The following is a 10,847-nucleotide window of genomic DNA, read 5'->3' as shown; positions in this document are numbered from 1 at the left end:
CGCCGCGGCGCGCCCTGCCAAGCACCGGCCCACTGGGTGGGCACCTGCCAGCGGCGCACTCGGCGTTGCCAATGCTCGCCGGGTGTCCAACCCGGCTGCGCTTGGCGCCTTGATTGCATCGCTGGCAGGTGCCCACGAACATCCGATTTCTCCGTTTCACTGGACTAGGCATCAACGGCATCGCCTGATTCAAGCGACGACACCGCAACACGATATGGCCAACTACAACTTCCCCCCCACCAGCCGCTACTACGACACCCCGGTCAAGACACTGACGGGCTCGGATGGAGAGAACCTGGTCTACCTGGCGCGCCGCTTCCTGCCACCCTCAGGCGCGTTCTCGCCGATCGGGGTGCACATGGTGTTGGAAGGCGAGCGGCCCGATCTCGTCGCCGCCAGCGAGCTGGGTGACCCGCTCGCGTTCTGGCGCCTGTGCGACGCCAACGACGCGATGCGGCCCGAGGAACTCACCGAGCGCCTGGGCCGCCGCCTGCGCATCACCCTGCCGCTGGGCGTGCCCGGCACCCCGATCGCCTGAGAACCATCGTGCTCAAGGGTGTCCACCTCTCACTGCTGATCGGGCCGGGTGTCCCGGTGCCGGCCCCGAAGGCCGTCATCGAGGCGGTGCAGTCGGTGCAGGTGACCAGCGGCCGCGACAAGAGCGGCTTCCAGATCACGCTGGCGGTGAGCAAGAAGTCGTTGCTGCTCGACACCCTGCTGCCGGCCGGCTTCTTCGACCCGATCACCACCCGGGTGATCATCGTCGTCACGCTCGGCGGCTTTCCTCACGTGCTGATGGATGGCGTGGTGACACAGCAAGAGCTCTCGCCGAGCAACGAGCCCGGTCAATCCACCCTCACCATCACCGGCGAAGACCTGTCGGTGCTGATGGACGTGGTGGAGCTGAAGGTGCCGTTCCCGCAGATGAGCGACACGATGCAGGCCTACGCGATGCTGGCGCCCTACGCGGCCTTCGGCGTGGTGCCGATCGTGATCCCGTCGTTCATCCTCGACATCCGCGTCATCACCGAAGGCTACGACTCGCAGACCGGCACCCATCTCGAACGGCTGAAGTACCTGGCCGACGCGAACGGCTTCGTCTTCTATGTCGAACCCGGCCCCCTGCCCGGCCAGAGCATCGCCTACATGGGGCCGAACATCCGGGTGCCGGTGCCGCAGCCGGCGCTGTCGGTGAACATGGATGCGCACACCAACGTCGAATCCTTGAGCTTCTCGCTCGACGGCCTGGCGAAAGAGACGATGGTGGTGACGGTGCTCGACCCGATCACCAAGAAGATTCCGATCCCCCTGCCAATTCCCAACATCAGCATCTTCCAGCCGCCATTGGGCGCCCGCCCCACGCCGCCGGCCAAGATCAAGTTCACCAATGACAAGGCCGGCGTGGGCGTGCAGCGTGCGCTCAAGACGGTGGTGGGCCGCCTGCTGAAGGGCTCGGCCAATGCCATCACCGCGTCCGGCTCGCTGGATGTGCTGCGCTACGGGCATGTACTGCGTTCGAAGGCGCTGGTGGGTGTGCGCGGGGCCGGCATCGCCTATGACGGCCTCTACTACGTGGACAGCGTGACCCACAACCTCAAGCGCGGCGAATTCAAGCAGAGCTTTCAGCTCAGCCGCGACGGCCTGATCTCGATCACCCCGAAGGTGCCGGTATGACAGAACGCCAAACCTATCCTGGCCTCTACCGTGCCACGGTCACCTTGAACGTCGACCCCGAGATGCGTGGCCGCTTGATGCTCAGCGTGCCGGATGTGCTCTCGTTTTCTCCGTCGAGCTGGGCCGAGCCCTGCACGGCGCTGGCCGGGCCCACCGGGCCACCGATGGGTGTGTACATGGTGCCCCCGATCGGTGCCGGCGTGTGGGTGATGTTCGAGCATGGCGACGTCGATCGGCCGGTGTGGATGGGATGCCGCTTCGACATGACGGCCAACGTGCCGCCGCTCGCCCTGGCCGGCAACCCGGCGGATCCGAACATCTGCATCCAGTCGCTGCTGCAGCACATGGTGATGATCAGCGACATGCCGCCGTCGCCTGTGACGGGCGGGATCATCCTGAAGAGCACGACGGGGGCGATGATCGTCGTCAACGACTCGGGCATCTACATCTCCAACGGCAAGGGCGCCATGATGACGATGGTCGGACCGACCATCGACTTCAACCTCGGCGCGTTGACGATCACCTGAAGGGGAACGCAGCCATGCCCGGGTTCCTTCTTCACACCGGCGCTGTCGTGCAGTGCACACACGGCATCCCGGCGCAGATCCCGCCGGTGCAGCCGCGGGTGCTGGTCAGCGGCCAGCCGGTCGCCACGATGTCGAGCCAGATGCTCGTCACCGGCTGCCCCTTCACCATCCCCGGCCCGAAGCCGCAGCCTTGCCTGACGATCAAGTGGCTGATGCCCACCGCCCGCGTGCTGGTGATGGGCCAGCCCGGCATCGTGCAGCCCTCGCCCGGCACCGGCCCTGGGTTGTGCCTGAGCCCGGAGCAGATCCCCAACGGCCCGCCGATGGTGAGTTTCGTGCAGCCGCGCGTGTTCGCCACCTGATGCCGCCGACCGGAGGCCACCGCCATGGACATCGACTTTCCCCTGCACTTCGACGCCCGCGGCCGCACGGCCAGCGCCGACTTGAACGAGCACGTGCGCGACATGATCGAGCAGCTCATCTTCACCAACCACGGCGAGCGCGTGAACCGGCCCGATTTCGGCAGCGGTGTGATGCAGCTGGTGTTCGCGCCGAACAGCCCCGAGTTGGCCGCCACCGTGCAGTTCACGCTGCAGGCGGCGCTGCAAATGTGGCTGGGCGATGTGATCGAGGTGTCCGACCTGAGCGTGACGGCGGACGACGCACGGCTGACCATCGATCTGGCCTACGTGGTCAAAGCTACGGGCGAAACGCAGAACGCCAGCTTCAACCGCGGCTTTTGAGCAGGAGCAACCATGGACACCACCTGCCTCACCGATCTGCGGCGCCAGGCTGTACGCCGCACCGAGGGCTGGAACGGGCTGGACTATGTGGAGGTGGGCGATGACCCGACCACCTTGGTCGCCTACTTCCTCGGCAAACTGCCGCCCGAGCTGGCCGCGGATGCACCCGACCTGCCACGCCATCTGGCCATCGACGGCGGCGAAGTGATCACCGGCCTGCGCATCCTCGACGCCGATCCGCACGTGGACCCGGACCCGGAGCGCGATGACTACCTGGTGATCCATCTCGACCGCGAAGGCGACCGGTCGCGCTACAGCCTGCGGCTGGTCGACATCGAGCAGATCGACCCGAACTACGCCAGCGCTGATTTCCACTTCCGCATCGATTGCCCCGGCGAGATCGACTGCCGGCCAGTCTGCGAAGCGAGCGCCGCGCCCGCCGATGAGCCGCGCCCGAACTACCTGGCCAAAGACTACGGCAGCCTGCGCCAGCTGATCCTCGACCGGCTCTCGCTGCTGGTGCCCGGCTGGAAAGAGCGCCATGTACCCGATCTGGGCATCACGCTGGTCGAGCTGCTGGCCTACGTGGGCGACTACCTCAGCTACTACCAGGACGCGGTGGGCACCGAGGCCTACCTCGGCACGGCGCGCCAGCGCATCTCGGTGCGGCGGCATGCGAGGCTGGTCGACTACCGGCTGCACGAAGGGTGCAATGCGCGAGCCTGGGTGCAGGTGGAGGTGAGCGCGGACACGCCACCGCTGGCGTACGGTGAGCTCGCCTTCCTCACCCCCTGGCGCAACGATCTGGCAGACCTGCCCCGTCTGCTGAGCCCCGAGCAGCTCGACAACGTGGCGCCATCGGCCTTCGAGTGGTTCGAGCCTTGCGGGGCAGACCCGGCCGCCACCGCGGTGTTTCGCGAGGCGCACAACCGCATCCCGTTCTACACCTGGGGCCAGCGCTCCTGCTGCCTGCCGGCCGGCGCCACCGGCGCCACGCTGCGCGATGCCTGGCGATCTGATGGCACCCGCGCCCTGCAGTTGCAGGCCGGAGATGTGCTGGTGCTGGCCGAAGTGATGGGCCCTCGCACCGGTTTGCCCGGCGATGCCAACCCCACCCGCCGCTGGGCGGTGCGGCTCACCGAGGTGACGGCCGATGAAGACCCGCTGTACCCGCAGGTGATCGGCGGGGGCGAGTTCCCGGTGGAGCGGCCCACGCCGGTGCTGCGCATCCGATGGAGCCGTGAAGACGCCCTGCCCTTCCCGCTGCCCTTGTCGGCTGTGGGGCAGGCGCCAGAATGCCGGTACCTCGAATCGGTGTCGGTGGCGCTGGGCAACATCGTGCTCGTGGACCACGGGCGGCGCCAGCAGCCCGAGGCGCTGGGCCCCGTGCCTGCGCAGCCCGGCGAAGCCTGTTGCGAGTGCGAGGGCGAGCCTTCAGAGGTGGCTTTGAAGCCGGCGGCCTTCCGCCCAACGCTGGGCCGAGGCCCGCTGGTGCATGCGCAGGGGGCCCCCGGCGTCGATCGGGCGGCGGCGGCCTCCCTCGCGCAAGACCCTCGCGGCGCAGCGCCCGCGCTGTGGCTGGCCGAGGACGAAAGCGGCCCGGTGTGGACAACCCAACCCGACCTGCTGGCCAGCGGAAGCGACGACCGGCACCTGGTGGCCGAGATCGACAACGAAGGCGTGGCCCAACTGCGCTTTGGCGACGGTGAGCTGGGCCGCCGCCCCACGCCTGGCTCAACACTGCTCGCGCACTACCGGGTCGGCGGTGGCAGCGCCGGCAACGTCGGGGCCGGCGCCATCTCGTTCATCGTGTGGAGCGGTGGGCGGCTGGACGGCATCACCTTCACGCCGTGGAACCCGCTGCCGGCGCAGGGTGGCATCGACCCCGAGCCGATCGAACAGGCGCGGGAGTTCGCCCCGCTCGCCTTCCGCCGCCTGCTGCGCCGCGCCATCACGGCAGACGACTACGCCACCATCGCCGCCCAGCATCCGGACCTGCAAGGCGCGCAGGCTGCGCTGGTGTGGACGGGCAGCTGGTACGAGGCCGATGTGGCCCTCGATCCGTGGCGGCGCGAGGCGGACGATCCGAACCTGCTGGCCGAAGTCGAGGCAGCGCTGTACCGGGTGCGCCGCATGGGACACGACCTGCGGGTGCAGAAGGCCGCCTACGTGCCCATCGCGCTGTCACTGCACGTGTGCGCCTTGCCCGGCCACGAGCGCGGCCATGTGAAGACCGCCCTGCTGCAGCGCCTCACCGGGCCGGGCGGGCTCTTTGATGCCGACAGCCTCGGATTCGGCCAGAGCGTGCACCTCTCGCGCATCGTCGCCGCGGCGATGGCGGTTCCCGGCGTCATGTGTGTGGAGGTGCTGTCGTTCCACCGCCAGGGTCAGGCGCCGAATCAGGAAATCGAGAACGGCGTGCTGCCGCTGGCCGCGCACGAGATCGCCGAGCTGGCCAACGACCCCAATCACCCCGAACGCGGCGTGCTCGCGATCAGCGTCGAAGGAGGCTTGTGATGCGCCCCAGCCCCTGCTGTGCCCGCTGCGGCTCGGCTTGCTCGCCCAGCACCCCCTGCGGCTGCGGCGAGACAACGCCGACCACGCCGGCCCCCATCCACAACCGGGCCGGCCTTCCTAGCCTGGCCTACCGCGTCGGCACGCATTCGAGCTTCTTCGAGACGATGATCTCGAAGCTGGCGACCACCACGCTCGAAGATGGACAACGCCCGCTCGATGCCCTCACCACCCGAGACCGCAGCGACTTTTCCATCGCGCTGCTCGATGGCTGGGCCACGGTGGCCGACCTGCTGTCGTTCTACCAGGAGCGCATCGCCAACGAAGGCTACCTGCGCACCGCCACCGAGCGCCGTTCGGTGCTCGAACTGGCGCGGCTGGTGGGCTACACCCTGCGTCCTGGCGTGGCATCGAGCGTCTACCTCGCCTACACGCTGGACGACAACCAGATCGAGCCCACGGTCATCGCCGCCGGGGCGCGGTCGCAGAGCCTTCCTGGCCCGGGCGAGAACCCCCAGTCGTTCGAGACCAGCGAAGACCTGGATGCCCGGCGCGAGTGGAACAACCTGCAGGTGCGCATGACGCGGCCGCAGAACATCACCCTCGAGACCTCGCTGCTGATCGACCGCGTGGTGGTGTCCGACACGGTCAATGGCCTGAGAGCCGGTGACCCGCTGATGCTGCTGTTCGCCGAAGACGGCAGCCTGGCCGCGGTGCGCAACATCCGCGCCACCACCGCCCCATCGGCCGACGGCAAGTCCACCATCTTGCTGGACCCGGTACCCGAGGAGGTGGCGTTGACGATCGGCCTGCTGATCGCCACCGCCGCCGCCATGCCGACCCACCTGCCCAAGGCCGACGTGCCCACGGCGCGCGTCATCCTCGGATCGGCCGAGGTGCTGAGCAGCGTGCTGCTCGACCCGGCCATCACCGACCCGCGCGACTGGGCCTACGAGATCCAGAGCTACGACTGGGAAAGCGACATCGACGACGACGTGCAGGCGCTGATCGATACCCTGCGGGACGATGTGAACGACCTGCTGGAGGTGCCTGCGCCGCCTCCACCACCGCCCGTGCCGGCCAGCCCCGATCGCTTCGTGAAAGACCTGCTCAAGCCGCGCGTGCTTCAGGCCCGCAACAGCCTGCAGCTGCGCCGCGACCTGGGCCGTGCCTTTGCCCGCGGGGCCGACAGCGCGCCGCAGATGCTGCTGAACTTTGCGCCACCGCTGCGAGACACCTACTACCGGGCCTGGTCTGGCGCCAGCGAAAACCTGGTCCAGGCCGAGCTGGTGGGTGTCTTCGTGCTGAAGACCAGCGCCTCGCTGTTTGGCGCCAACGTGCCCAAGCTGGTCACCGTCACCAACGGCAACGTGCCGCCGCAAGACCAGTGGGTGGAGTGGACGCTGCAGGGCGAGACGAAGGACGGCCTCTACCTCGACCAGATGCACACCGAGGTCACTGCGCCGGGATACGCGATCGTGCGCCGGATGGAACGCTCCGAGCCTCTGACCCGCGTCTACCGCATCCAGCAGGCCACCACCACGCCGCGCACCGCCTACGGCATCAGCGGCAAATCAACGCACCTGAAGTTCGACCGCGAGTGGTGGGAGGCCCGCGTGCCGGACCCGGGCAGTGGATGGCCCAACGACATGCCGGTGCTGCGCGCCACCCAGGTGTGGGCGCAAAGCGTGCCGCTCTCGCTGGTGGAAGAGCCGATCACCGACGTCATCGGCAGCCCGCCGGATGACCCGGCCAATCTCACCATCGAGCTCGCGGCCCTGCACAAGGAGCTGCCCTCGGGCCGCTGGGTGATCGTGCACGGCGAGCGCTCGGACATCGAAGGCGTCAAAGGCGTGAAGGCCGCCGAGCTGATGATGGTGTCGAGCCTCGTCCACGGCTACGACGCCCATCTGCCCGGCGACAAGATCCACACCACGCTGCAACTGGCCACTCGCAGCGCCTTCCGCTACAAGCGCGACACCGTCACGGTGTTCGGCAATGTGGTGCGCGCCACGCACGGGGAAACCCGCCAAGAGCTGCTGGGCAGTGGCGACGCGACCCAGGCGCTGCAGAGCTTCACGCTGAAGCAGCCCCCGCTGACCTTCGTTTCCGCTCCCACCGCCGCGGGGGCCGAGAGCACCCTCTATGTCTATGTGGACGACGTTCGCTGGCACGAAACCGGCTCGCTCGCCTGGCTGGGGCCGAAGGACCGCGGATTCGTCACCCGCACGGACGACGCCGGCGCGACCCACATCACCTTCGGCGACGGGGAGCATGGTGCCCGCCTGCCGACCGGCGTGCAGAACGTGCGCGCCGTCTACCGCAGCGGCATCGGTGCTCCCGGCAATGTGAAAGCCGAGCAGATCAGCCTGCTGGCCACGCGGCCGCTGGGCGTGAAGGCGGTCATCAACCCGTTGCGCGCGTCGGGCGGCGCCGACCGCGAAGACCGCGACCTGGCCCGCTCGAACGCGCCGCTGGCGGTGATGGCGCTCGACCGGCTGGTGTCGGTGCGTGACTATGCCGACTTCACCCGCACCTTCGCCGGCATCGCCAAGGCCACCTCGCAGCGGGTGAGCGACGGCCAGCAGGAGCAACTGCTGCTGACCATCGCGGGGGTCGACGACACACCGATCGACCTCACCGGAGATCTCTACCGCAACCTGCTCGCCGCGCTGCGCGACCTGGGCGACCCCGACCTGCCCCTGCGCGTGCTGCCGCGCGAACTGCTGACACTGGTGCTGCAGGCCAAGGTGGCCCTGCTGCCCGATTTCGATTGGGAGCCGGTGGCTGCCACGGTGCGCAGCACCTTGCTCGACCGGTTCGGCTTCCACCAGCGCGCGCTCGGGCAGAGCGCACGCCTGGCCGAGGTCATCAGCGTCATCCAGGGTGTGCGCGGGGTGGCGTATGTCGATGTGGATGCCTTCGGCGCCGTGCCCGAGAAACGATCCCAGGCCGATGGCACGCGACAACTGGTCACCCAAGGCGACGTCACCAGCGCCGTCACCGCCATCTTGCACACCGAACAGATGAAGGGCCGACGCCGCGGCGGGCTGGCGCGGCAACTGCCGCCGGATGTCATCGCCTTCCCCGGCGGCCATGACCGCGGCGTGTTGCGCCCGGCCGAACTGGCCATCTTCACGGCCGCCGTGGCCGACACCCTCATCCTCAATCCGCTGTCATGAACATGACCACCACCGCCACCGACCCGGCCCGCGCCGACCGGCTGTACGCGCTGTTGCCGGTTGTGCATCGCATGCGCGATGCGGAGCGCGGCTACCCGCTCAAGGCCCTGCTTCGAGTGATCGCCGAGCAGGTGCAGGTCGTGGAAGACGACATCACCCAGCTCTACGACAACTGGTTCATCGAAACCGCCCAAGAGTGGGCCGTGCCCTACATCGGCGACCTGGTGGGCCACGTGCCGCTGGCCGAAGGCGGCCTGCCGGCCGACACCCCGGCCTGCGACAACGCCCGCGTGCTCGTGCCCCGGCGAGAGGTGGCCAACGCCATCCGCCATCGGCGCGCCAAGGGCACCCTCGCGCTGCTGGAACAACTGGCCCAGGACGTGGCCGGCTGGCCGGCACGGGCGGTGGAGTACTTCAAGCTGCTGGGCCGGCACCAGAACATCAACCACCTCTACCCCGAACGGCACCGGGTGGTGAACCTGCGCGACATGGACGCGCTCGATCGCCTGGGCGGGCCCTTCGACTCGATCGCCCATGGCGTGGATCTTCGCCGCATCGACTCGCATCGATCGACCGGGCTGTTCAACATCCCGAACGTCGGCGTGCACGTCTGGCGGCTGCTCAGCCTGCCCGTCACCGACACGCCCGCCTGTTGTGTGGAAGAGGTCGGCCCGCACTGCTTCACCTTCAGCGTGCTGGGCCAGGACGCGCCGCTGTTCGTGGCACCGCAGCCTGAACCCGAGCCCACCCACATCGCCGACGAGTTGAACCTGCCGGCGGCCATTCGACGCCACGCCTTCAATGCCGACCCCGGCGCCTTCTACGGCGAGGGGATGAGCCTGGCCATCCGGGCCGAAGGCTGGGCCGGATCGGCGGGCAGCGCGTGGGTGCCGCTGGCGCAGATCGTGCCGGCCGATCTGAGCCACTGGGCCTACGTGCCCCGCCTGAACCAGGTGGCGGTCGACCCGGTGCTGGGCCGCATCGCCTTCCCGCCGAACCAGTTGCCGCGCAAGGGGGTGCGCGTCAGCTACCGGTACGGCCTGCCTGCCCGCCTGGGCGGCGGAGAGTACGAGCGGCCGCTGCACCAGCCCGCCTCGGCCCACGCGCTCTACCGAGTGGGCGAAGGCGACGGCTACCTCTTCCACCGCATCGGCGATGCCCTGGCCCAGTGGCGGCAAGACGACCCGGACGACGCGGTGATCGAGATCGGCCACAGCGGCGTGTTCGTCGAGCCGATCGACATCACACTGCGCGACGGCCAGTCGCTTCAACTGCGAGCCGCCCAGCGTGCGCGCCCCGTGCTGCGGCTCATCGACTGGCAGACCGACCTGCCCGATGCGCTGACGGTCTCGATGGGCCAGGGCAGCCGCATCAGCCTGGACGGCTTGCTCGTCACCGGGCGCCCACTGCGCGTGCAGGGCCGCGCCGACGCCGACACGAGGGCCGATGTCTGCGGCGCCCGCGTGGTGATCAGGCACTGTACGCTGGTGCCCGGCTGGGCCCTGGAGGGTGATTGCCACCCGCGCCGCCCGGCAGAGCCCAGCCTGGAGATCAGCAACCTGCGCGCGTCGGTGAAGATCGAGCACAGCATCGTCGGCACCCTTCGCGTCATGCAGGACGAGGTGGGCCTGGACCCGATGCCGATCGAGATCTGCGACAGCGTGGTCGACGCCACGGCCCGCGATCGCCAGGCCATCGGCGGCGCGGGCGACGGCATTGCACCGGCGCAATTGACACTGTCGGACACCACCGTGCTCGGCATCGTCGACGTGCACGCCATTGCGCTGGCCGAGAACTGCATCTTCACCGGCTGCGTGAACGTGGCGCGGCGACAGATCGGCTGCCTGCGGTTCTGCTACGTGCCCTGCGGCTGCCGCACCCCGCGCCGCTACCGATGCCAGCCCGATGAGGTGCTGGCCGCGGTGCGCTCCCGCATCACCGACGCCGATCGGCTCTACGACGAGATCCTCAGCGAGCAACTGAGGCTGCGGCCGCAGTTCACGGCCGAGCGCTACGGGCAGCCCGGCTATGCCCAGCTCGCCACCACCTGCGCGCCCGAGATCACCCGTGGCGCTGACGACGACAGCGAGATGGGCGTCTACCACGACCTCTTCCAGCCCCAGCGTGCCGCCAACCTGCGCGCCCGCCTGAACGAGTTCACGCCGGCCGGCATGCATGTCGGCCTGCTGTTCGCGAATTGACCCGAC

General features: G+C 68.9%; 8 protein-coding genes. All 8 read left to right on the top strand.

What is annotated here, in order from left to right:
- The first annotated feature begins 214 nt into the window (after positions 1-214).
- From AACH06_RS22075 to AACH06_RS22040, 8 genes are read left to right on the top strand one after another with little or no spacing between them, the layout of a single operon-like run.
- Positions 215-538 carry a LysM domain-containing protein gene (locus tag AACH06_RS22075; RefSeq protein WP_341427938.1) on the top strand — a complete coding sequence of 108 codons (324 nt, stop codon included), beginning with the start codon at positions 215-217 and terminating at the stop codon, positions 536-538.
- A gap of 8 nt (positions 539-546) precedes the next feature.
- On the top strand, positions 547-1,674 hold the full coding sequence (locus AACH06_RS22070) for a hypothetical protein (protein ID WP_341427937.1): 1,128 nt from the start codon (positions 547-549) through the stop codon (positions 1,672-1,674).
- Positions 1,671-2,201: a phage baseplate assembly protein V gene (locus tag AACH06_RS22065; protein WP_341427936.1), complete on the top strand. Its 531-nt coding sequence runs from the start codon at positions 1,671-1,673 to the stop codon at positions 2,199-2,201. The genes AACH06_RS22070 and AACH06_RS22065 overlap by 4 nt, the downstream gene beginning before the upstream one ends.
- 14 nt (positions 2,202-2,215) lie before the next feature.
- Positions 2,216-2,563: a hypothetical protein gene (locus AACH06_RS22060; protein ID WP_341427935.1), complete on the top strand. Its 348-nt coding sequence runs from the start codon at positions 2,216-2,218 to the stop codon at positions 2,561-2,563.
- A gap of 24 nt (positions 2,564-2,587) precedes the next feature.
- On the top strand, positions 2,588-2,944 hold the full coding sequence (locus AACH06_RS22055; protein ID WP_341427934.1) for a GPW/gp25 family protein: 357 nt from the start codon (positions 2,588-2,590) through the stop codon (positions 2,942-2,944).
- A 12-nt stretch (positions 2,945-2,956) separates the two neighbouring features.
- Complete coding sequence (locus tag AACH06_RS22050; RefSeq protein ID WP_341427933.1) at positions 2,957-5,461, top strand: putative baseplate assembly protein; 2,505 nt, start codon at positions 2,957-2,959, stop codon at positions 5,459-5,461.
- A complete protein-coding gene (locus tag AACH06_RS22045; RefSeq protein ID WP_341427932.1) occupies positions 5,461-8,640 on the top strand; it encodes a putative baseplate assembly protein in 3,180 nt (1,059 codons plus the stop codon). Before AACH06_RS22050 ends, AACH06_RS22045 begins: the two co-directional genes overlap by 1 nt.
- A complete protein-coding gene (locus AACH06_RS22040; RefSeq protein WP_341427931.1) occupies positions 8,637-10,841 on the top strand; it encodes a hypothetical protein in 2,205 nt (734 codons plus the stop codon). The genes AACH06_RS22045 and AACH06_RS22040 overlap by 4 nt, the downstream gene beginning before the upstream one ends.
- The last annotated feature ends 6 nt before the right edge of the window (positions 10,842-10,847 follow it).

Origin of the sequence: Ideonella lacteola (assembly GCF_038066555.1) — a bacterium.
GTDB lineage: Bacteria > Pseudomonadota > Gammaproteobacteria > Burkholderiales > Burkholderiaceae_C > Ideonella > Ideonella lacteola.
This window is presented reverse-complemented; position numbering and strand designations above follow the sequence as displayed.

What these genes read in the sequence shown, in the direction of transcription:
- AACH06_RS22055 (WP_341427934.1), top strand. Translation starts at nt 2,588, where the DNA reads ATGGACATCGACTTTCCCCTGCACTTCGACGCCCGCGGCCGCACGGCC.
- AACH06_RS22075 (WP_341427938.1), top strand. Translation starts at nt 215, where the DNA reads ATGGCCAACTACAACTTCCCCCCCACCAGCCGCTACTACGACACCCCG.
- AACH06_RS22045 (WP_341427932.1), top strand. Translation starts at nt 5,461, where the DNA reads ATGCGCCCCAGCCCCTGCTGTGCCCGCTGCGGCTCGGCTTGCTCGCCC.
- AACH06_RS22065 (WP_341427936.1), top strand. Translation starts at nt 1,671, where the DNA reads ATGACAGAACGCCAAACCTATCCTGGCCTCTACCGTGCCACGGTCACC.
- AACH06_RS22040 (WP_341427931.1), top strand. Translation starts at nt 8,637, where the DNA reads ATGAACATGACCACCACCGCCACCGACCCGGCCCGCGCCGACCGGCTG.
- AACH06_RS22060 (WP_341427935.1), top strand. Translation starts at nt 2,216, where the DNA reads ATGCCCGGGTTCCTTCTTCACACCGGCGCTGTCGTGCAGTGCACACAC.
- AACH06_RS22050 (WP_341427933.1), top strand. Translation starts at nt 2,957, where the DNA reads ATGGACACCACCTGCCTCACCGATCTGCGGCGCCAGGCTGTACGCCGC.